At 62.5% G+C, this 21,490-nt stretch carries 16 protein-coding genes and 1 pseudogene; 4 read left to right on the forward strand and 13 right to left on the reverse strand.

Going from position 1 to position 21,490, the window contains the following annotated elements; translation table 11 throughout:
* Positions 1–10 precede the first annotated feature (10 nt).
* From ACVDG8_RS25165 to ACVDG8_RS25200, 8 genes are all read right to left on the reverse strand, one after another.
* Positions 11–997 carry an ABC transporter permease gene (locus ACVDG8_RS25165; RefSeq protein WP_447250843.1) on the reverse strand — a complete coding sequence of 329 codons (987 nt, stop codon included), beginning with the start codon at positions 995–997 and terminating at the stop codon, positions 11–13.
* A complete protein-coding gene (locus tag ACVDG8_RS25170) occupies positions 994–1,980 on the reverse strand; it encodes an ABC transporter permease (protein ID WP_447250844.1) in 987 nt (328 codons plus the stop codon). Before ACVDG8_RS25170 ends, ACVDG8_RS25165 begins: the two co-directional genes overlap by 4 nt.
* The gene (locus ACVDG8_RS25175; RefSeq protein ID WP_447250845.1) at positions 1,977–3,521 is read right to left on the reverse strand and encodes a sugar ABC transporter ATP-binding protein; all 1,545 of its coding nucleotides are present in this window, start codon (positions 3,519–3,521) and stop codon (positions 1,977–1,979) included. The genes ACVDG8_RS25170 and ACVDG8_RS25175 overlap by 4 nt, the downstream gene beginning before the upstream one ends.
* Before the next feature lie 103 nt (positions 3,522–3,624).
* Complete coding sequence (locus ACVDG8_RS25180) at positions 3,625–4,659, reverse strand: ABC transporter substrate-binding protein (RefSeq protein WP_447250846.1); 1,035 nt, start codon at positions 4,657–4,659, stop codon at positions 3,625–3,627.
* Positions 4,660–4,731: 72 nt separating this feature from the next.
* Positions 4,732–5,643 carry a sugar phosphate isomerase/epimerase family protein gene (locus tag ACVDG8_RS25185; RefSeq protein WP_447250847.1) on the reverse strand — a complete coding sequence of 304 codons (912 nt, stop codon included), beginning with the start codon at positions 5,641–5,643 and terminating at the stop codon, positions 4,732–4,734.
* Positions 5,644–5,661: 18 nt separating this feature from the next.
* Complete coding sequence (locus tag ACVDG8_RS25190; RefSeq protein ID WP_447250848.1) at positions 5,662–7,197, reverse strand: mannitol dehydrogenase family protein; 1,536 nt, start codon at positions 7,195–7,197, stop codon at positions 5,662–5,664.
* Complete coding sequence (locus tag ACVDG8_RS25195) at positions 7,194–7,976, reverse strand: SDR family oxidoreductase (protein WP_447250849.1); 783 nt, start codon at positions 7,974–7,976, stop codon at positions 7,194–7,196. The genes ACVDG8_RS25190 and ACVDG8_RS25195 overlap by 4 nt, the downstream gene beginning before the upstream one ends.
* 71 nt (positions 7,977–8,047) lie before the next feature.
* Positions 8,048–8,947 (reverse strand): MurR/RpiR family transcriptional regulator, encoded by a 900-nt coding sequence (locus tag ACVDG8_RS25200; protein WP_447250850.1) that lies wholly within the window; start codon positions 8,945–8,947, stop codon positions 8,048–8,050.
* 262 nt (positions 8,948–9,209) lie between these two features.
* Here ACVDG8_RS25200 and ACVDG8_RS25205 point away from each other — a divergent pair, with 262 nt between their 5' ends.
* From ACVDG8_RS25205 to ACVDG8_RS25215, 3 genes and pseudogenes are all read left to right on the forward strand, one after another.
* The gene (locus tag ACVDG8_RS25205) at positions 9,210–10,394 is read left to right on the forward strand and encodes a Gfo/Idh/MocA family protein (RefSeq protein WP_447250851.1); all 1,185 of its coding nucleotides are present in this window, start codon (positions 9,210–9,212) and stop codon (positions 10,392–10,394) included.
* Between the two features lie 84 nt (positions 10,395–10,478).
* Positions 10,479–12,161, forward strand: coding sequence for an SWIM zinc finger family protein (locus ACVDG8_RS25210; protein WP_455707258.1), 1,683 nt, complete (start codon positions 10,479–10,481; stop codon positions 12,159–12,161).
* A 4-nt stretch (positions 12,162–12,165) separates the two neighbouring features.
* Positions 12,166–12,737 (forward strand): annotated as a pseudogene (locus ACVDG8_RS25215) (hypothetical protein).
* Positions 12,738–12,935: 198 nt separating this feature from the next.
* Here ACVDG8_RS25215 and ACVDG8_RS25220 read toward each other — a convergent pair.
* The 5 genes from ACVDG8_RS25220 to ACVDG8_RS25240 all read right to left on the reverse strand — a co-directional run bounded on the left by ACVDG8_RS25220 (position 12,936) and on the right by ACVDG8_RS25240 (position 19,855).
* A complete protein-coding gene (locus tag ACVDG8_RS25220; protein WP_447250853.1) occupies positions 12,936–15,587 on the reverse strand; it encodes a bifunctional diguanylate cyclase/phosphodiesterase in 2,652 nt (883 codons plus the stop codon).
* Between the two features lie 161 nt (positions 15,588–15,748).
* Complete coding sequence (locus tag ACVDG8_RS25225; RefSeq protein WP_447250854.1) at positions 15,749–16,636, reverse strand: class I SAM-dependent methyltransferase; 888 nt, start codon at positions 16,634–16,636, stop codon at positions 15,749–15,751.
* Between the two features lie 148 nt (positions 16,637–16,784).
* The gene (locus tag ACVDG8_RS25230) at positions 16,785–17,636 is read right to left on the reverse strand and encodes a carbohydrate ABC transporter permease (RefSeq protein WP_447250855.1); all 852 of its coding nucleotides are present in this window, start codon (positions 17,634–17,636) and stop codon (positions 16,785–16,787) included.
* Positions 17,633–18,523, reverse strand: a complete 891-nt coding sequence (locus tag ACVDG8_RS25235) for a carbohydrate ABC transporter permease (protein WP_447250856.1) — start codon at positions 18,521–18,523, stop codon at positions 17,633–17,635. The genes ACVDG8_RS25230 and ACVDG8_RS25235 overlap by 4 nt, the downstream gene beginning before the upstream one ends.
* Positions 18,524–19,855 carry an ABC transporter substrate-binding protein gene (locus tag ACVDG8_RS25240; RefSeq protein WP_455707259.1) on the reverse strand — a complete coding sequence of 444 codons (1,332 nt, stop codon included), beginning with the start codon at positions 19,853–19,855 and terminating at the stop codon, positions 18,524–18,526.
* Between the two features lie 327 nt (positions 19,856–20,182).
* Here ACVDG8_RS25240 and ACVDG8_RS25245 point away from each other — a divergent pair, with 327 nt between their 5' ends.
* The gene (locus ACVDG8_RS25245) at positions 20,183–21,454 is read left to right on the forward strand and encodes an extracellular solute-binding protein (protein WP_447250858.1); all 1,272 of its coding nucleotides are present in this window, start codon (positions 20,183–20,185) and stop codon (positions 21,452–21,454) included.
* The last annotated feature ends 36 nt before the right edge of the window (positions 21,455–21,490 follow it).

Genomic DNA, 21,490 nt, shown 5'->3' on the forward strand with positions numbered 1-21,490 from the left:
GCCGGCCATCTCAACGCTCGTCCACGATACGCAAATATGCCGCCGTCACGAACAGCACGATCAGGCCGAAGAGGATGCGGCGGCCGCCTTCGGGCATTTGCAGGATGGTAAGCAGCGTCGTCAGCACGGTCAGGATCAGCGCGCCGATGATGGTGCCGGTGTAGCCGCCGCGGCCGCCGAAGATCGAGGTGCCGCCAATGACGGCGGCTGCCACCGAAGGCAGTACCAGTGGCTCGGCGAGCGACAATGACGGCGCCTTGATCAGGCCAATATAGAGCAGGCCGGTGATGCCGGCGAGCAGGCTGGAGAGGATGTAGAGCGCCGTGATCACCTGCCAGTAGCGCACGCCCGACAGGCGCGCGGCGCGCTCATTGTCGCCGACGGCATAGAGCAGGCGACCGAAGCCTGTACGGTTCAGCATGAAGACGATCAGCACCGCCACCGGCACGAACAGCAGGAGCGCGTTGGGAAAGCCGTATGTGACGCCGGTGCCCAGCCAGTTCAGGAAGTCCGGGATTTTCGCGCCGGAAGCAATCACCGTGCGCTGGTAGACCTGCAGGAAGCCGGTGCCGATCAGGCTGGTGCCGAGCGTCATGATCAGTGGATGCACCCGGAAGACGCCGACGCCGATGCCGTTGACGAGGCCGATCAGCACCGCCGGCAGCATGGCGATGAGGAATGCCACGGCCGGATCCTGGTTGACGATCTGGGTCGCCATGATGAAGGCGCTCATCGTCGCCACCGTACCGACCGAAAGGTCGATGCCGCCGGTCAACATGGTCATGGTTTGGCAGCCGGCAAGGATCGCCAGCGGAATGGCGAATTTCGCGGTGTTGGCAAGCCAGCGCTCGTTGACGATGCCGGGGCGAAGGATCTGCAGGATCACCACCAGGATGACGAGCAGGATGATCAGCGGAATGAGCGGCCGGTCGGCCATGAAGCGCTTGACGCGACGGCCCAGCGAGACCGGCGGAGGCATGATGGCGCTGTCGGTCATGGCGTTGCTCCCACTGGCCGGCCGCGGATGGTGATGAAGGCGCCGAACATGACGACCGCGACCATGATCAAGCCCTCGATGATGGCGGTGACATTAGGATCGATGGCCAGAAGCGTGAGGTCGGTGCGCACCAGCCTGAGCACGAAGACGGCGATGATCGGCCCGAGCAGGCCGCCCTTGCCGCCGCCGAGCGCCACGCCGCCCAACACCACGGCGGCGACGCTGGCCAGCAGATAGGGGCCGGGGATGGGCGCGCCGATGCCGGTGCTCATGGTCAGCGCTAAGCCGCCCATCGCCGCGAACAGGCCGGACAGCGCATAGGCGATGATGCGGGTGCGCTTGACAGGCACGCCGCTGCGGAAGGCGGCGAGCTCACTCGATCCGATGGCATAGATGGACAGGCCGAGACGCGAGCGCCTGAGCGGCATCCAGATGACGCAGAGGCAGACGATCAGCACCAGCAGCGCCTTGGGCAACCAGGCGTCGATGTTGTCGGGCAGGCCCGGTATCGGCACGGTGCCGGATATCATTGCCTTCAGCCATTCGGCGGCCGCGCCGCCTGGCGCACCCAGCACCAGAAGGGCGGCGCCCTGCAGCACGAACAGCGTGGCCAAGGTGACGACGATGTCGGGTACGCGCGTGACGACGATCAGCACGCCGTTCAGCGCGCCGAGCACAAAGCCCATGGCAAGCACGAAAGGCACGACGAACAGCGCATATTCCTCGCTGGCGCCGTTCATCATCGAGGCGGCGGTCACGCTGGTCAGCGCCATCATCGCGGCGACCGACAGGTCGATGCCGCCGGCGATGACGACGACAGTCTGGGCGGCGACGGCAAAAGCGTAAGGCAGGACCGCCCGCGCCAGCGAGCCGAAGTCGCCGCTGCCATAGCCCGGTTGGATCAGCCTGGTGATGACGAAGAGAAAGATCAGCAGGGCGAAAAGGCCGGCGACCCAACCCTGATTGCGGAAGAAGCGGCTCATGGCGCGGCCTCCGCGCTGGAACCGGGTTTCACTTCGGCAAGGATGCCGACATCGGCCCTGGCACCGCGCGGCAGGCCGTAGGCGGCGCGCATCAGCGCCGGTTCGTCGGCCTCTTCGACCGGGAAAGTGTCGACGATGCGGCCGCCGAAGATGACGATGACGCGGTCGCAGACGCGCTGCACCTCTTCCATTTCGGATGTGTAGAACAGCACCGACTTGTCCTGGCCGGCGAGCTCGCGCAGCAGCTTGTAGATCTCCTGCTTGGTGCCGACATCGATGCCGCGCGTCGCGTCGAAGCAAAGGATGGTGCGGGCGTTTGCCGCGATCCAGCGGGCAATGGTCACCTTCTGCTGGTTGCCGCCCGAAAGGCGCTGCACCTCGCCCTGCGCGCGGGTATCGATCTGCAGCCTTGCGATGGCGCTGGAAACCACCACCTGCTCGCGCCGCATGCGGATCGGGCCCCATTTACGCAGTGCCGCGCTGAAAGGCAGCGCGATGTTCTCGCGCACCGAGCGCTGCATGGCTAAAGCCTCGGTGCGGTCTCCCGGCACATAGGCGATGCCGGCCTGGATGGCGTCGCTCGGATGCGAGAATTTTACGGGCGCGCCATCGACATCGATCGTGCCGCCGGCCGGCCGGATCGAGCCGGCAAGGGCGGCGAACAATTCGTCCTGGCCCTGGCCCTCGAGCGCGAAGACCCCGACGACCTCGCCATTGGCAAGATCGAAGGAGACATCGTTGAGCTTAGTGCCGAGCTGCAGGTTGCGCACCGAAAGCCGTGGCCGGCGATCCTTTGCCGTGGCCGTTTCGGCTGCCGTGCGCGCGGCGACGCGGGTCTTCTCGATGCGGGCGCCGAGCATCATCTCGACGATCTTTTCCTCGATGCGCGGTTCGATATCGACGACGCCGACCGTGGCGCCATCGCGCAGCACCGTGGCGCGGTCGCAAAGCGCCGAGATCTCGACGAAGCGGTGCGAGATGAAGATGACGGAGCGGCCGGCGTCGCCCTGGCGGCGCACGATCTCGAGCACTTTTTCGGCAAGGTTGGCCGGCAATGCCGCGGTCATCTCGTCGAGCAGCAGCACGTCGGGCTCGACGGCAAGCGCACGCGCCAGATCGAGCACGCGCAGAATGGCCAAAGGGATATTGCGGGCGGTCTCGCGGATATCGAGATCGGGAATGCCGAGCTCGCGCACCCAGGCGCGAAAGGGCTCGACCGGCGTGCCGGTGAGCCGCAGATTGGACAGGACGTCGAGATCGGGGATCAGCGACGGCTCCTGATAGACCGGCACCAGGCCGGCACGGCGGGCCGCAGCAGGCGAGCGGACATCCAGCGTCTCACCACGGATCAGCATGTGGCCGGCATCGGCGCGGATGGCGCCGGTCAAAATCTTAACCAGCGTCGACTTGCCGGCGCCGTTGGCGCCCATCAGCGCATGGACCTCGCCCGGCAATACGGACAGCGAGGCGTTGCGCAGTGCTGCAACCGCGCCGTAGTTCTTGGCGACGCCGGTGGCGTCGAGGAGAGGGTTGGTAGTCAAAGCGTTCTCGATTTAAAGGCTCAAAATTATGCGTGCCAAGCCGAATGGCAAGGACGCCGGACCTTAGTCCGGCGTCCTTGCGCTTGCGTTTCAGATCAGGCGCTTACTCGCCCGGGCCTTTGCAGGCGACGATCTGGTCCTTGGTGTAGGTCGTCCAGTCCGGGATCGAGATCGACACCGGCCATTCGGGGCTGAGCGACGGGTCGGCGGCGGATTTCAGCTTGGCCTTGCCTGCGTCGGTGGCGTTTTCCCAGAGCTGCGGGTCGACCAGAACGGTCTGCTGCGCCGGCTTCTTGCCGTCGAGGATCTGCAGCGCCAGCGTCACGCCGGCGCCGCCGATCGAGCCGGGGTTGGTGACGGCAGCGCCGACCAGACCCTTGACCGTGTTCAACTGGCCGACGAAGCCGGCATTGTCGGCGCCGACAACCGGCACCATCGGCGCCTGCTGCTCGACCAGCGCGTCGACGATGACGTTGTCGATGCCGGAGGTCCAGATGCCGTTGATCGGCGTGCCGGTGGCGAGGAAGGACAGGATCTGCTGCTTGGCCTGGTCCTGCTGCCAGCCGGTGAAGACTTCCTGCGCGACCTTGACGTCGGGGAATTCGGCCAGCGCCTTCTTGAAGCCTTTGTCGCGATCGCTATCGGCCGAAGCGCCGGCGGCGCCGCGCATGTAGAACACTTCGCCCTTGCCGCCCATCTGCTGGAACAGCCACTTGGCGCCGAGATAGGCGTACTGCTCCTGGTTGTTGGAGATGATGTAGGCGGACGGCTCGGTCACCGCCTGGTCGACGGCAACGACGACGATGCCGGCCTTGGTGGCTTCCTCGAGGCCGGCCTTGATGCCGGCCGGATCGGCCGGGTTGACGACGATGGCGTCGACCTTGGCGCTGATCAGGTTGCGGATGTCCTCGAGCTGGCCGGCGGCATCGGTGTTGCGGTGGGCGATGTTGAGCTTCGCCACCTCGCCCGACGCGAGCGCCTGCGCCTTCATGGCGCAGATCATTTCCTCGCGCCAGCCATTGCCCTGCACGGTGTTGGAAATGCCGATGGTGTATTTGCCGGCGGCAGCCGAAACGCCCACCGAGGCGAGCAGGGCAACGCCTGCAAGAAGCGAAGCCATGGTCAGTTGTTTTTTCATTTCAGTTACTCCTCCACATTGATTTTCGTTGTTTAGTCCCGGGCTCCGATAGCGATCAGAACCAAGCTTTCGTCATTTGATGAAAGGACGCAGCACGTCGCGAGCCAACAGGAAGCCGCGCTTCACCTTCTCGTCCGACCCCTCGAAGCGGCGGTCCTCATGCTCGATGATGACCGGACCGTCATATCCGGCCCGATAAAGGCCGGAAAAGATCCTGCTCCAGTCAATGTCCCCCAGCCCTGGCATACGTGGCACCTGCCAGCCTATCCCGGCCGAAAGGATCCCGCGCTCGTATAAACCATCATGATCAATCATCAGGTCCTTGGCATGCACATGCAGCATGTGGCTGCCGAACTCGCGGATGAAACGTTCCTTGTCGATCATCTGCCAGACGAGATGCGAGGGGTCGAAGTTCATGCCGACGTCGCCGCCCCATGCTTCCAGGATGCGGCGCCAGATGTAAGGCGAGTAGGCGATGTTGTGCCCGCCTGGCCATTCGTCGTAGCTGAAGATCATCGGGCAGTTTTCGAAGGCGAGCTTGACGCCATGCTCGCGCGCATGGGCGATGATTGCAGGCCAGACTTTTTGCGCGTCTTCCCAATTGGCATCGACGGTCTTCGAGGCATCGCCGCCGCAGAAGGTGTTGACCAGCGAAACGCCCATGCGGCTTGCCAGCACGATCACCTTCTTCAGATGAGCGATCACCGCCTCGCGATGGGCCTGGTCGGGATGCAAGGGATTGGGATAGAAGCCCAGACCGGAAATGGTTATGCCCCTGCCGGCAAGCTCGGCGGCGATGTCCTTCGCCTGCGCGGCCGAGATGTCCACATCGATATGGCTGGTGCCGGCGTAGCGGCGGCTGGTGCCTGAGGTCTTCGGCCAACAGGCGATTTCGAGCGCCTCGAAACCGACCGAGCGCGCCCAGTCGACGACTTCGCCGAGCGGCGTATCCGGAAACGGTGCGGTGAGCAGTCCAAGCTTCATGATCCCTCCCGGTTGTTACTATGCAGATCGCGCCGGTTGCTTCAACCGGCCATCTGTTGGCTCAGCCAAGACTTGTCTGACAAACCCCATAGGATCGTCCGATAGCAGACCGTCAAGGCCGGCGACGACATGGGCGCGGAATACCCCGTTGGCGGCCAGAGCCGGGTCGAAGATCGCATCGATGGCCAGGATCGCTTCGACAAGCGCCTTGATGTCCGAGCCGATGTGGTCGGCTGTTGCCGCGATCTTATCGGCGAAAGGGTCGGACACCTGCCAGGCGCGGCCGAAGCGCGCGGAAGCCTTGACCAGATAGGCCATCCAGCCGGCAACCGGCACCGAAAGAAGCGCGATGCCGTCGCCCTTTGCCAGGCGGTCCCGGATCGGGTTGAGCAGGCGCTGGACGATCTTCTGCGAGCCGTCGGTGGCGATCTGGTGATTGCGGTGATGGATCGCGGTGTTGGTGAGGCGCGACAGGCTCTGCTCGACATAGAAGGTCGGCGAGATGCCGGGCACTGGCATCAGCGTCGGCAGCGTCTCCTCCGTCAGCATGCGGCGGACGAAGCCGGCAAGCAGCGGGTCGGCAATCGCCTCGAATGTATGCTCGAAGCAGCCCAGAACGCCGAGATAGCTCAGCGTCGTCTGGGCGCCGTTCAACACCCGCATCTTGAGATGCTCGAAGGGGGTAACGTCGTCGACGAAAGTGGCGCCGACGAGGTCCCAGCGCGGCACGCGGCCGGCAAAGCGGTTCTCGATCACCCATTGGCGGAAACGCTCGCCGACGACGACGGCGCTGTCGCGGTAGCCGAAGCGTTTTTCGACCGTGTCGATATCGGCTTCGGTCGTCGCCGGCGCGATGCGGTCGACCATGGCCGAAGGGAAGGCGACATTGGTGGCAATCCAGTCTGCCAGAGCCGAGCCGCGTCGCTCGGCGAAGGTTCGCACGACATTGCCAAGGATGATGCCATTGGTGGGGATGTTGTCGCAGGACAGCAGCGTCACCGGCCGGCCATGCGAGGCCATGCGCAGTTCCAGCGCCCGCGCCAGAATGCCGGGCACGCTGCGCGGCGTCTCGGGGTTGTCGAGGTCATGGACGATGTCGGGGTGATCGAGATCGAGCGCGCCGTTCGAAGGGATATGGCAATAGCCTTTCTCGGTGACCGTCATGGTGACGATTTCGATGTCGGGCGAGGCGAGCACTTCCAGGGCAGGCGCGGCGCTGTCCTGGCTGTCGACGACGCGGACGATGCTGCCGATGATGCGCGCTTCCACATCGTCGTTCTGGCGGATCAGCCGCGTGTAGAGGGCGCCTTGTTTGCCAAGAGTCTCAGCGAGAGAAGGCGGGCGGATGTTGATGCCGACCAACCCCCAGCGGTCGAAATGGTGTTCGAGAAGGTCGTCGGTGTATTCGGCCTGATGACAGCGGTGGAAAGCGCCGACGCCGATATGGGCGATGCCGGGCTGCAGCGCAGCGCGATCGTAAGCCGGCTTGCGCACATCCGGCGGGATGCGGTCGAGCAGGGCAGGGCTGAGACGGTCGGCCGGCGACGGGCTCACCGATTGGCTCCGATCACCCACTGCTCCTGGTCGACCAATGTCCCCGTCATCGGCCCGGCGGCATCGGAGAGCAGGAAGACGGCGAGGTTGGCGATGTCGGTAACGGAGAACAGCCGGCCGAAGGGCTGCGCGGCGTTGGCGGCATCGAGCCAGCCCGGCCCGTGGCCAAGCGTGTCGGCCTGCATGACGCGCTCGGCCGGCGTGTCTGTCCAGCCGACATTGATGCCGTTGACGCGGATGCGGTCGAAGCGGTGCGCGTTGGCGGCGTTCTTGGTCAGTGTCGCCAGCGCGCCCTTGGTGGCGGAATAGACGGCAAGCTCGGGCGCGCCGCAATGCGCATTGATCGACAGGATGTTGACGATGGCGCCACCCTGTCCGCGCTTCTTCATGTCGGCGATGGCTGCCTGCATCAGGAAGAAGGGCGCGCGCGCATTCACCGCAAACAGCGATGCCCAGTCGTCGAGCGTGGCGTCGACGAAAGAGGCGCGGTCGGTGAGACCGGCGGCGTTGACCAGACAGTCGATGCGGCCGAAGCGCTCGATGCAAGTTTGAGCTAAGTGCGCGGGAGCATCGGCACTACCGAGGTCGGCAGCGGTAAAGACGGCCGGGGCGCCGATGGTGGAAAGCTCCGCGGCGACGGCATCGCCACGCTTGCGGTCACGACCGGTGATCAGCAGGCCGGCGGCGCCGGAACGCGCGGCGAGCTCCGCGATCGCGCGGCCGATGCCTTGCGTGGCGCCGGTGATCAGCACCACCTTGCCGTCGAGCCGGACCTCCATTCCTCTTCCCGGAACAAAGTTTCTATTTTTTCAAATATGGAACAACAGTTCGTTTTAGTCAATCGCGCCGGTCAGCCTGTCCGGCGGGCGACGACGCCGTGGACCAAGGCCATGCCGACGGCGAGCGAGGCGGCGAGCGAGCGGAAACCGCCAAAATCCTGCTCGACCACTTCCAGCCAGGTGTCGGATAGCCGCACCAGCGGCGAAAACGTGCTGTCGGTGATGGTGAGGATGCGCGCCTGGCGTTCATGTGCGACGGCGACCAGATCGGGCGTGATCGAATTATAGGGGCTGAAGGAGACAGCCAGCACCGCATCGCCCGGCGTGATGCAGGCGACCTGATCGAGCGCGCTCGAGCCGACATTGTCGACCAGCACGTTGCGCACCCCCTGCTGCGAGAGTGTCAGCGACAGATAAGTGGTGACGGGGAAGGCGCGCTTGGAGCCGATGACGTAGATCAGGTCGGCTGCCGACAGATGGTCCACCATCGCCTCGAAGGCATCGATGTCGAAACTGTTGTCTATGCGGCTGAGCGAAGCCTGCGAGGCGCCGACCATGCCGTTCAGGAAATGCAGGTCGGCGTTGGGTTCCGCGATCTTTTCCCGGCTGCCTTGCGCCTCGGGCCAGGAACCTTTCATGCGGTCCTTGAACAGGCTCTGGAAATCGGAAAAGCCGGCATAGCCGAAGATCTGCGCGAAACGGACGAGCGTCGACGGTTGTACGCCGGCTTGCGCCGCTACCTGCGCGATCGTGCCGAGCGCCACGTCGCTCGGATGCTGCCAAAGGTAGATGGCGACCTGGCGCAGCCGTTTGGGGAAATGCACCGTGCCCGAGGAGAGCACCGCGCGCAGATCTTCATAGGTTTGCGGTTTCGTGTAGCCCAATGCCGCCAGCGAACGGCTTCGCTTTCTTGCCGCCGTCTCCAGACTATGTGTGGACGGCTTGTCGGCCGCTCCGCGACGGCCACTCATAGGGTATGCCTCATTGTGACCCCACCACCGGATGCGTCATCCGATCCCTGCCCTCCGGATGCGGCTCTTATGCTGAAGCATGATCTTTTCCGAAACCGGTTCCCACTTTTCGGGATCATGCTCTAGCTGAACCTGGATAAAAAGCTAACGCGGCACAATCGTTTTACAAACGGAAAAATAGAAATATCATTCGAAAACAGAGATCGACCTTAGTCGAAGGCTTGCGGCAACCGCCGCACCAGTCAGGAGAATAATCGTAATCATGGTCTATGCAACCGCTGATGGAACGTCACGCCAACGGCTCCGCGTCGGCATGGTCGGAGGCGGCCGCAATGCCTTCATCGGCGCGGTGCACCGGCTGGCGATGCGGCTCGATGACCAGATTACGCTCATCGCCGGCGCGCTGTCTTCGGATCCCGAGAACGCGGCTGTATCGGCCGCCGAGATCGGCATCGCGCCGGAGCGCAGCTATGCCGACTATCACGTTATGGCCAAAGCCGAGGCGGCACGGCCGGATGGCATCGAGGCGGTCGTCATCGTCACGCCCAACCACCTGCACGCGCCGATCGCCACCGCCTTTCTCGAAGCCGGGATTGACGTCATCTGTGACAAGCCGTTGTCGACGACGCTTGCCGATGCGCAAGCGCTGGTGGCGCTGACGAAGGCGAAGAAGCGGCGCTTCGTCGTCACGCTCAACAACACTGGCTACGCCATGGTCCGCCAGGCGCGCGAAATGGCGGCTGCCGGAGAACTCGGCCGCATCGTGTCGGTGCACGGCGCCTATATCCAGGACTGGCTGACGCAACCGATCGATGCGCAGGGCCACAAGCAGGCGGAGTGGCGCACCGATCCGGCGCGGGCAGGGCAGTCGGCGGTGCTTGCCGATATCGGCGTGCACGCCTTCAACCTGGCGAGCTTCATCTCCGGCTTCGAGGCGGAAGCGGTCTCAGCCGACCTCTTCACCGCGGTGCCTGGACGGCGGCTCGACGACAATGCGCATGTCCTGCTGCGCTGGGCAGGCGGGGCGCGCGGCACGATCCTCGCCAGCCAGACCTCGCCCGGCCACTACAACGATCTTTCGGTGCGCATCTATGGCGACAAGGCAGGGCTCGAATGGTCGGGTTCGCGGCCGGAGGAACTGCGCTTTTCGCCCTATGGCGAGGAAACGCGCACACTGGTGCGCGGCGGCCATGGCTCGACGGCGGAAGCGCGGCGCGTGTCGCGCATGCCGGCGGCACACCCGGAAGGTTATATCGAGGCCTTCGCCAATTTCTACCGCGACGCCGCCGACATTATTCGCGCCCATCGTTCGGGCGGAACGATCGATGCGGTGCGCGCGGCGCAGGTGCCCGATGTGATCGACGGCGCGCGTGGCGTGAAGTTCGTGGCGGCGGCGGTGGAGTCGAGCACGGCAGGTGGCGCCTGGACGCCGGCAAGGTTCAGATGACGGCGAGGGCAGCCGCATTCTTGACGAGTTGATGCGGACGACTACGATCGCCGCCATAGCGGTCAGTGGAGTCGATGCCGGAAAATGACCTCGAGCCAGAGGCGCTTCGACGTTGTCGCCTTGCGCAAGATCGCGGGCGAAAAGGTGTTTTCGCGTGGCGAAGCGTACCATCTCCAAAGCAAAGTAGAAATACTCTCCATCGACAGCTCGCGCGTGCGTGCGCAGGTCACCGGCACGGAGGATTACCGCACTGAGGTTACCGGTCGGGACTTCGAGATCGCTGGAAGTTGTTCTTGTCCTGCTTTCGACGATTCGAGTTTCTGCAAGCACATGGTCGCGGTCGCGCTCGCAGCGAATGCCGCCGCCGAGCCGGAAGGCATCGGCGCGCTCGCAAGGATCGAGGAATATCTGCGGGCAAAAGGCGTCGACATGCTGGTCAAAATGATGGTCGCGCTCGCCGACCGCGATCCAGCGTTGTTTCGCAAGTTCGACACGGCCGCGTCGACAATGAGCGCCGACGACAAGACGCTCGAAGCTCGGTTGCGTAAGGCCATAGATGAAGGGACGAGAACGAGAGGCTATATCGAATATCGCGCAGTGCCCCGGTGGGCCGCCGATGTGGAGGAGGTGCTCGATCTCATAGACGATCTGGTTTCGCATGGTAGGTCCATCCCCGCGCTGCATTTGGCGGAGCATGCCATCGACCGGATCGAAAGCGCGATGGAGTCGATCGACGACTCCGACGGTTATTGTGGCGACCTGCTGTGCCGGGCGCGGGATATTCATTTGAGCGCCGCCTGCGCCGTGGGCCCCGAACCTGTATCATTCGCCAAGGATCTGTTCGCCCGTGAAATGAAGGGCGAGTACGGCGCCTTTGACGGCGCCTCGATAATCTACGCCGAGGTGTTGGGCGCGCGAGGACTTGCGGAGTATCGTCGACTGGCAGCGGAGACGTGGGAGAAACTGCCGCCGAAGATTGGATTGCGCGCGGCCCGCGGTTCGTTCGCCCCGGATATCGACTCGAATTACCACCAATTGCTGCAGATCCTGGATGGGTTCGCCGAAAACGACGGCGATGTCGATGCCCGTATAAGTCTGCGCGCGAAAGATCTGTCATCGCCTTGGCAATATCAGCAGTTGGTGGAATTCTGCCTCGCTCATGGTCGCGCGGATCAGGCTCTTCGGTATGCCGAAGAGGGGCTATGGATATTTGAAGACCACGGTGCAAACGAGCAGCTCGTGACGCTTACGGCCGGGCTTCTTTCTCGAGCTGGTCGACAAGTGGACGCCGAAAAGCTGTTGCTGCAGGTCTTCGAAAAGGCAGCCAGTTATCAACTCTACCTGCAGCTTTGCGAGATCGGAGGAAGCGGCGCCGGCCAGGCCGCTATGGGGTTACTCCAGTCGAGGCTCCGTGGAAAAAGATCGACCCAATGGTCGTCCGAGGCAGACCTGCTCGTCCATATCATGACGCACGAAAAGGCGTTCGGCGACGCATGGGCTATTGTTCGAAAGCATGGCGTATCATCGGGCGCGCGTGAGACGCTAACCAAGGCGAGCGAGGCGTCCCATCCTCGCGAGGCGATCGAGACTTATGTGGAACGCATCGATCAATTGGCCGATAGCGGTGGGTCTGTTGCCTATGGGGAAGTAGTGAAACTGCTGCGGCGCATGGCTGCGCTCCGCTCTGCGGAGGAACAGGCGGCTCACGTGGCTGAACTCAAGCTCCGCTTCGGCCGCAAACGCAACCTGATGAAGCTTCTTGGATGAATTCATGCGGCGATCCCAGATCGAAAGCCAGAACCGTTATCTTCTGAAGAGACAGCACGAGTTCCGCCTGGCGGCCGATGTCGTCATGAAGGCGTGGATGGCATTTCCCGAGATCGAGGCGGTCGCCGTCATTGGATCGGTGGCGAAGCCGCTGTGGAAGGAAGTTCCTCGGTTCAGCGAGTTCCGCCGTGCGGGCATCGAGGTCTGGCACGAGTGCGGCGATCTCGACTTGGCAGTCTGGATCAACTCACAGCGTCGGCTCGGTTGCGTCACGCGTTCGAGGCAGGCGTCGGCATCAGTGTCGCCAACCACCAACTCGACGTGTTCCTTTTCGAACCCGGTAGCGACCGCTATCTCGGCCGGCTTTGTTCGTTCAACCAATGTCCGAAAGGAAAGCACGACTGCCTTGTTCCCGGCTGCGGTAACGTGCCCTTCAACAAGCGCATTGCGGATTTCCAACCTGACGATGACCTGTTGGCGCCGGTCAGCTATTCGATGCTCTATCGACGGGAGCACGGCTTGCTACGGTCCGCACTTGAGTTGCCGACTGGTGAGGGAGGCATGCTCGGGGCGTGACGCTCTACCCCTTAATCGCGGAGCTGAAGGCGGCGGGCGGCGTACGGACGCCGGCACGGTTTGGCTGAGGCCGGCGAAGCCTTGCCGCGACAGCACGCATGCCGGAGATTTCGATTGGGCTAAAGCGTGTCGCGCTTTAAGTCTTGTTTTGATGCCTGTCGTTGTCCCAGAACCGCAGCACACTCTGGGCGACATGCATTAGCTTGCGACGCGAAACCGACGAGATCGAACAAACCTTCTCAGACTGTCGGAATCCATTGCGCGCCCGAATGCATAGCCTTGCAGTATGTCGCAGCCCAGCCCCCTGAGCAGACGTGCGTGCTCCATTGTCTCGACACCTTCGGCAATGATCTCGATGCCCAAGGATTTGCCGATCTCGATGATCGAGGAGACGATCTGCCTTTGCTGGGGTGAGTTCACGATGGGATCCACCAGTTGGCGATCTATCTTCAGGCGGCGCGGCTGCAGTTTGAGCAGACTCACAATGGACGCATAGCCGGTGCCAAAATCGTCAATTTCGATATCGATGCCGAGTTGCTTGATCTGCTCAACGTTCCATGTGACCAGATCGTCGTTGTCGTCGAGGAAGATCGACTCGACGAGCTCAAATGAAAAAGTTCCCTTCGCGATATTGAGGTCGCGCAAACTCTTCAGGAGTTCCTCATCGCGAAGGCGCCGCGCCGAGACGTTGACTGACACGCGCGGAATGCCAATCTTCTCGGCAGACCATGCCTCGAAATCCAAAAGCGCTTGCTGGAGGACCTTCTGGTCTATCATCGAGACGACGTTCAGTTCTTCGGCGGTCTTCAGGAAAACGTCAGGAGCCAGAATACCCCTCTGTGGGTGCTTCCACCGCACCAGTGCTTCAACGCCCATAATTTCCAGTGTCTTCGCGTCGAATTGAGGCTGGTAGAACACGATGAATTCGTTTCGCTCGAGGCCGGCCAGAATCTCGTCGGCAATCCTCTTCGTGTTGACGATTTCGCTTTGCAGCTCTCCACTGAAGAATTCATGCCGATTGCGACCCCGCCTCTTTGCCCGGTAAAGCGCGATATCGGCGTTCACCAGCAACTGCTTGGCATCGGTATCGCTGTCATTGTCGATTGCTATTCCGACGCTGACGCCAAAACGGCATTGATGACCGTGGTAATACACGGGTCGGCGCATCTGCTCGATAATACGGTCGGCGAGCGTGGCGGCTTGGCCGACATCATCATACACCGTGCAGAGCACGACGAATTCATCTCCCCCAATCCGGGCGACGAAACCGCGGTCGCCGACGTTGGACTGGAGAACGGATGACGCATGCACCAGCATTGCGTCGCCTGCCGCGTGGCCGAGCGTATCGTTGATGTGCTTGAAGCGGTCCAGATCTACGTGAAGCAGCGCTGCGCAACCGCCGTCGAGCCTGGCCTTTGCCGCGTAATCCTCCAGCACCTGGTCCAGGTAACGCCTATTGGGCAAATCCGTCAGCGAATCGTGCAGGGCGATGTGTTCTATGCGCGCCCTGGCAGACTCGAGTTCCACATTCTTCGACTCGGTCAGCTGTTTTGCGCGAACCAGATCGTTGTTCAGCAAAACGTCTGCCGTGACGTCCCACTCCGCGCCGACCATTCGAGGCGAATTATTTGCAGTCTGGTAAAACATTGCCCTGGACCGGACATGGCGAATTTCGCCGTTGGGACGAACGACGCGGTATTCCGACGAATATGTGCTTTGCGCAGCCACGGCTTTGTCGAAGTCCGCAAGTGCGCCGGGCAGATCGGCAGGATGAATGGCTTCGGCCCAGTCCGTATATCCGCGCGGCCCGCCGTCAGCCTCTCTGCCGTATATCTCGTTGACGCGATCGTCCCAACCAAGATGGTTGGTTTCGAGATCATGCTCCCACACTCCGATGGCCGACGCCTCCAAAGCAAGTTCCAGCCGTCGCGACAGCCGTTGCAGTTCCCAATAGTTTCGCTGTCTTTCATCAATGAGGCGGCCTGCAGCCAGGAAAGGGAGCAAGATCAACGCCGCCGCCGCCGCCATGATCGTCCGTAGCAGCCATGCATTAGCGGGAGTGGTGGGCCAACCGTTCTTGGGAATGGCAGCAATCTGCCAAGAGCCCGACGGAACCAGAACATCTGCCGTCACCGGATTGCTCTTGACGACCCGTTCATCACCGAAGAATTGGAGTCCCTTCGCGCCAAGGCCGTCATTGCCGGTGAGGGCGACGTCAATTCCGAGATCCTTGTCGAGAAGACCGCTCGCCTGGTAAAGGCGCTGCACGTCGACGACCGCGGAAACGATCCCCCAGAACCGGTCGGTGTTGCCTGCGCTTTTTACAAATACCGGAAATCGGCCGACGAAGGCCTTTCCTCCCTGCTGCAAATCGACCGGACCGGCGAGAATGGGCTTGCGCTCGTCGCGCGCGCGCAGGGCAGCAGCACGCTGCTGGTCGTTCTTGCGGTAATCAAGGCCGATAGCCTTCTCGTTGCCGGCCATCGGGTACATCAAGGAAATGACCAGGTCGGGCGCGCCTGCAATATTGCGAAGTTGGGACTCTTCGTTGAACAGCCGGCTGGCAAGCTCAGCAAAACGTTGCTGTCCCATGTACGGTTCGGTCGTGACTGCCGCGACCAGTCCTCGCGTCAGCTGAAGGTTGCCGTTGATGTTTCCTTCGAGTTTGGCGCGAATGACACTGACCTTGGCCAGAACGTCCGCGCGGGTGGCCTGGTCGGAGACGATTTTATTCTGATGGTCCGCGAACAACGCGCAAACAGCAATGACCACAATCGCGATCGCCGCCGGAATCCTTGCCGGTGAAAAGACCCCCTTGAGGCGGCCGAACCTGCTGGCGAAAAAAGCCAATAGGACGAGTTTCCCTGTGCTTCTCAGGCTCTCCGGGCGAACCTGACCAAGGGAATATTAGCTCGCAATAACTTAATATTAGCCTTCACAATCTTTAAAATTTTGGGCCTCCGAGGGCGCCGTCGCGCGCGGAATCGCACCAGAACCCGTACATGGCGAAACTAGTGGCTATCGACCTTCTTCGGCATGATCCGATATGTCCCGGCGCCGCGCTTGGTCGCTCCGATTGAATAGGCCATCGGAATTTTGGGTGCATTTTCGGGCAGACCGTACATATCTTTGCCGGCCCTCACTGCGAAGGAAAAGTGCTGCCACGAAACCGTGTCGTGCTCGTTGAGAAAATCGAGCGATAGTCCCGCTGCGATCAGCGCGTTCACCACGTCGCTGATCGGATGGATCCACTCATAATATCGAGGATGCTTCAAGGTGCGCTCATCGCCGGTGTAGGTCAGATCCTCGTTCCAGACGAGCGGCCGCGTCAGCGGCGTGCGCCAGTCGTGCTTCAACTCGAGCGCCGTGGCCTTGCGATTGCACTGGAACATCAAGGGATGGCCCTCGGCCAAATAGAGCCTGCCGCCGGGCCGCAGAAGATCGGCGACCACTCGAGCCCACCGGAAGGCATCGTCAAGCCAGTTTACCGATCCCCAGGTGACGTAGACGATGTCGTAGGTTCGGTCGAGCGCTTCGGCAGCCTCATACAGCGGCGCTTCCACAAAGCGAACGTCACTGCCCGCCTTGGAGGCGAAATCCCGCGCCGCGGCGATTGCCTTTGGTGAAAAGTCCAGGCCGGTCACGCTGCCCGCGCCGAGGTTCCTCAGGCTGATTGTATCGAGCCCGATGTGACATTGCAGATGGACGATGTCCTTGCCCAGAATGTCACCGACCTCGCGCGTTTCCAACTCATAGAGATTGGATCCGCCAGCCAGCACATTCTCGATGCGGTAGCTGCCTGTTCTGTCGGTCGCATGCAGCTCCGCCCGATCATCCCAGTTCAGGAGGTTCGCGTCCAAAAACGGTTCCAAATCGCCCCCGATCTTCAGCCACCGCATGGTAAACAGCTGGTTAAAATGACATTGCAGTGCACGGGCATGCGCGTCAATCCCGGATGTCGCAATTTCGCGGCGCCATGCGGCCGGGCGACGGTGCCGTTACGCCTGATAGGAAATTGCCGGCTGGCCCACCTGATGGCCGCAAAAGCTACCCCTTGATCGCCGAACCGACGATGGAGTCGACAAAGAAGCGCTGCAGGAAGACGAACAGCACCAGCGGCGGCAGCACGGCAAGCGTGGCGCCGGCCATCACCAGGCCGGTGTTGACGGCGCCCCGGTTGTAGCTGAGCAGCCGGCTCAGGCTGATGACGATCGGGTAGGCGTCGGCATTGCCCTGCAGCACGGTGAGCGGCCACAGATAACTGTTCCAGTGATAGACGAAAGCGAACAGTGCGAGCGCCGCGATCGCGGGCGCTATGCTCGGCGCAACGATCTTGAACAGGATGAGCAGCTCGGAAGCGCCGTCCATGCGGGCGGCGTCGATCAGATCGTCCGGCACGCCGGCGATAAACTGGCGCATCAGGAAGATGCCGAAGGCATTGGCGAGATTGGGCACGATAATGCCGGCCAGGCTGGCGTTGAGGCCGATCGAGCCGACCATGCGGTAGAGCGGAATGAGTGTCACGATCGGCGGCAGGAACATGGTGGCGATCAGCAGCGAGAACAGCAGCGACTTGGCGGGGAAGTGGTATTTGGCAAAGGCATAGCCGGCCATCATGCTGGTCAGCAGGATGCCGGCGGTGGTGATCGAGGCAATGACAAAAGAGTTCCACATCGAGCGGCCAAGATCGATGACGCCGGCGACTTTTTCATAGGCCTCGAAGCTTGGTGTGCGCGGGATCCAGACCGGTGGCACCTGCATGGTTTCGGCCGGCGTCTTCAGGCTGGAGAGCACCATCCAGGCAAGCGGGAAGGCTGAGGCCACGGCGACCAGGAGCATGGCCGTGGCCAGCAGCGCCTTGCGGCCCGAAGGGCGCTTGCCCGAGAGCGGCGCGCTCATTCGCCGTCCTTCCGGTTGACAAGTGAGAACAGCGCCGAAACGCAGACGATCAGCGACAGCATCAGCATCACCGCCATGGCCGAGCCGAGCCCGCCCTGCGCGCGTTCGATGCCGACGCGGCGGATATGGTAAGTGAGCACGTTGGTGGAGCCGACCGGTCCGCCTTGCGTGATCAGCGCCACCGGCTCGAATACCTGCACGGCGTTGATGATGGCGATGACAGCGCTGAACAGAAGCGTGCGGCGCAGCAGGGGCAGCGTGATGAAGCGGAACTGCTCTCGGTGGTTGGCGCCGTCGAGCTTGGCCGCCTCATAAAGGCTGCCCGGGATTTGTGTCAGGCCGGCGATTGCCAACACGGTGAAATAGCCAACCTGTTGCCAGACGTTGAGGAGCACGATCGAGATCAAGGCCGAGCGTGGCGAAGACAGCCACGGCTGCGGGCCGATGCCGGCGAGCCCAAACACCTGGTTGAGCGGGCCTTCGCTCGGCGAATAGAGTTTCGACCAGACCAGCGCCACGGCGATCATCGGCACCATGTAGGTGGAGAACAGCACCGTCCGCAGCGCGGTACCGCCGGCGACGTCGCGCTGATAGACCAGAAGGCCGAAGATAACCGACAGCGGCAGGATGAGGATCACCGACAGCGCGGTGTAGACAGCGGTGTTGAAGAAGGCTGTCTTGAAATCGCGGCCGACGGACGTCGGACTAAAGATCTCCCGGAAATTACCGAGCCCGACGAAGCTCGCCTCGGAAAAGGGCGTCTGGGTCGACCAGTCCTGGAACGACAGCCAGACGCTGAGCAGCATCGGCATAAGCACGAACAGGCCGATCAGCGTCACGGCGGGCGCAAGCATGATGCCCGCCGAGGCACGAAAAGCTTTGGCCATTCATCGGGTCCCGGTGTCGCCGAGCTGTAGAGCCCGGTGTCTATTTCGCCGCGCGCTCCAGGATCGACGTGGCGTCGGCCTGGGCGTTCGCCTGCGCATCCTTGGCCGAGACCTGGCCATACTGCAACGCTTCGAGTGTCTGCTGCAGGGATTCCGAGAATTCCTGACCACCGAGCACCACCGGGAAGGGCCGCGCGTCGGCAAGCGCCGAGACGTAGCCGGACAGGAATTCGAGCCGAGCTTATCCTTGTGCGCCGCGATGTCGGAGTTGCGCGACGGCAGGATGCCCATCGACATCAGGATATCCGACATGGCGGACGCGCCGTTCTCGCCGGACTTCGGGCTGTTCAGCCAGGCGAGGAATTCCCATGCCGCTTTCTGCTCGGCCTGGCTCGCCTTGGCGTTGACGACGGTCATCCAGGAATAGGAGATCGAATGCGGCTTGTCGCCGCTCGGGCCGACCGGGATAGGTGCCGTGGCGATGTCGGCGAATTTGTCGCCCATGCCGGTCTTCAGCGCGCTTTCCCACCAATTGGCCATGATGATCATGCCGGTCTTGCCGGAGACAAAATTGTCGAGGAACGGGCCGGTGGTGTTGGCGTCGGCGGTGGCCATCGCCGGCACGCTGGCGCCGGATTTGATCAAATCCTCATAGAGCGCGAAGGTCTCGCCGGCCTGCTTGGTGTCCAGCACCGGCTTGCCGTCCTTGACCAGTTCGCCGCCATTGGAGACCAGCAGCGAAGCGAAGGGATGGACCACGCCCGCTGCCCATGAGTTGATCATGCCAAAACCTTGCTGGTTCTTGTCCTTGTTGGTCAGCTTGGCGGCGGTATCCTTGAATTCGGCCCAGGTTTTTGGCGGCGCGGCAATGCCCGCTTCTTTGAACAGCGACTTGTTGTAGTTCAGCGCGTAGACGTCGATCTCGTTCGGGATGCCGTACAGCGTGCCGGAGACCGAGGCGGCGCTGACGACGCCCGCCGGCCAGGCGCTTTTCACCTCGGCTGCCACGGCATCGGGAGCGGGAGCGACCAGCTTGTCGCGTGCCAGTTCCGGCAGCCACAGATCGTAGATGCCGCCGATCGTCGGTCCGTCGGAGCTGCCGCCCTGCGAGCGGAGCGTGGTCAAGAGATCGCCGAAGGGAACCGCGCGCACGGTGATCGCCACATCCGGATTGGCTTTCGAAAAATCCTTTGCCGCCGTCTCCAGCAAAGCCACCGTCTCAGGTGACCAGTGCGTCAGATAGGAGATGTTGACGGATTGCGCCCAGCCGGTCGCGGGCAGGGCAACCAATCCTGCGGCAAGGGTCAGCTTCGAGATCCAGGCAAGCGACATCGGCGTCCTCTACACAGGCAGTGACCAAGTGCAATGACGTTATGACAAGTTTGAACGATGGCGCAAGCCCTAACGGAAAGATGCTCGCCCTCTCATTGCGGCGGGAAATTTCCTGCAATACCGGAAATAGAAAATTATTTTTAAAATCCAATATGTTAATATATATTGACGAGCCCAAATCGCGGCTAGTCGATGATCGCAAGAGATCTTCAGTCTCTTGCAGGTACCATCATGTCGTTATAATGACTTGTGTGACATGCGAATGACTCGCACGCGTTGCGCCTCATCGCCGCGCGGCCTCAAAACGAAAAAATGGGAGAACTGGCAATGAGCATGCTTTCCATCCACCGGCGCGCCGCGTTCGGCCTGATCGGCGGTCTCGCCGCCGCTTGCGCCGGGCTGCTTACGGCGCTGCCGGCTCGCGCCGACTCGACGGTGACCCTGTGGAGCTGGCGCACCGAGGACGAAGCCGCGATGCATCGCATCTTCGAAGCCTTCGAGAAGAAGAACCCGGGCATCAAGGTCGACATCCAGTTCACGCCCGATGCCGACTACCAGAACCGGCTGAGCACGGCGTTGCGCGGTGGCCGCGGACCGGACATCGCCCAGCTCAAGGCCTATGGCGAATTGCAGCCCTTCATCGAAGGCGGCTATCTCGACGCGCTCGACGACAGCGTAGCGGACTTGAAGAACATGCCCGATGCCGCGCTTGGCGGCGCGCGCGGCCGCACCGACGGCAAGATCTATGGCGTGCCTTACTCGGTGCCGATGATGGGCGTCTTCTACAACGAGGACATTTTTGCCGTGCAAGGCATCGAGGTGCCGAAGACCTACAAGGACTTCGTCGCCGCCTGCGAGAAGCTCAAGGCGGCGGGCATCACGCCGATCGCCAATGGCGGCGCCAACGGCTCGGCCTGGGAGCTGGAGATCGGCGTCGGCGTCATCGGGCCGACGCTCTATGGTCCCGGCTTCTATGACGAGATGATGAGCGGCAAGGCGACCTTCGAGGATCCGCGCTATGTCGCGGCGCTGAAGCGCTTCGCCGAATTGAAGCCTTACTATTCCGATGGCTTTGCAGGCATCGATTACACCACCGCCACGCAGCAGTTCATCGGCGGCAAGGCGGCGATGTTCTTCGGCGGCTCGTTCGAGAACGGCAGCTTCAAAGCGCAGAACCCGAAGCTCAAATTCTCGATCTTCCCGTTCCCGGCCGACGACGCCTCGACCAAGCTTTACACGTCCGCCTTCTCCGACGGCTCCTATGGCCTGGTCTCCGAAAGCCAGAACAAGGAAGCTGCCACCAAGGTGCTGAACTACATGGCCTCGGCCGAGTTCGCCCAGGCCTTTGCCGACGAGCTCGGCTGGCCGCCGGCGCGTACCGACGTGACGGTGAAGGATCCGGTGCTCTCCAAGATGATGGAGATGGCGAAGAACTCGACGCCTTATCTGACCTTGGTCGGTTTCCGCTGGCAGTCGCCGACCGCGTCCTCGGTGCTGCAGTCCGAGATCATCGACATGGTCGAAGGCAATGTGACGCCCGAAAAGCTGGCGGCCGACATGCAGGCGGCCGTCGCCACCTGGTTCAAGCCGAAGCAGTGAGGAATGCCGGCCGCGTCGCGGCCGGCGCTCCATCCG

It is taken from the genome of Mesorhizobium sp. ORM8.1 (genome assembly GCF_053005525.2).

What these genes read in the sequence shown, in the direction of transcription:
- ACVDG8_RS25235 (WP_447250856.1), bottom strand. Translation starts at nt 18,523, where the DNA reads ATGGCCAAAGCTTTTCGTGCCTCGGCGGGCATCATGCTTGCGCCCGCC.
- ACVDG8_RS25245 (WP_447250858.1), top strand. Translation starts at nt 20,183, where the DNA reads ATGAGCATGCTTTCCATCCACCGGCGCGCCGCGTTCGGCCTGATCGGC.
- ACVDG8_RS25200 (WP_447250850.1), bottom strand. Translation starts at nt 8,947, where the DNA reads ATGAGTGGCCGTCGCGGAGCGGCCGACAAGCCGTCCACACATAGTCTG.
- ACVDG8_RS25195 (WP_447250849.1), bottom strand. Translation starts at nt 7,976, where the DNA reads ATGGAGGTCCGGCTCGACGGCAAGGTGGTGCTGATCACCGGCGCCACG.
- ACVDG8_RS25180 (WP_447250846.1), bottom strand. Translation starts at nt 4,659, where the DNA reads ATGAAAAAACAACTGACCATGGCTTCGCTTCTTGCAGGCGTTGCCCTG.
- ACVDG8_RS25165 (WP_447250843.1), bottom strand. Translation starts at nt 997, where the DNA reads ATGACCGACAGCGCCATCATGCCTCCGCCGGTCTCGCTGGGCCGTCGC.
- ACVDG8_RS25225 (WP_447250854.1), bottom strand. Translation starts at nt 16,636, where the DNA reads ATGCGGTGGCTGAAGATCGGGGGCGATTTGGAACCGTTTTTGGACGCG.
- ACVDG8_RS25240 (WP_455707259.1), bottom strand. Translation starts at nt 19,855, where the DNA reads ATGTCGCTTGCCTGGATCTCGAAGCTGACCCTTGCCGCAGGATTGGTT.
- ACVDG8_RS25170 (WP_447250844.1), bottom strand. Translation starts at nt 1,980, where the DNA reads ATGAGCCGCTTCTTCCGCAATCAGGGTTGGGTCGCCGGCCTTTTCGCC.
- ACVDG8_RS25185 (WP_447250847.1), bottom strand. Translation starts at nt 5,643, where the DNA reads ATGAAGCTTGGACTGCTCACCGCACCGTTTCCGGATACGCCGCTCGGC.
- ACVDG8_RS25205 (WP_447250851.1), top strand. Translation starts at nt 9,210, where the DNA reads ATGGTCTATGCAACCGCTGATGGAACGTCACGCCAACGGCTCCGCGTC.
- ACVDG8_RS25230 (WP_447250855.1), bottom strand. Translation starts at nt 17,636, where the DNA reads ATGAGCGCGCCGCTCTCGGGCAAGCGCCCTTCGGGCCGCAAGGCGCTG.
- ACVDG8_RS25210 (WP_455707258.1), top strand. Translation starts at nt 10,479, where the DNA reads ATGACCTCGAGCCAGAGGCGCTTCGACGTTGTCGCCTTGCGCAAGATC.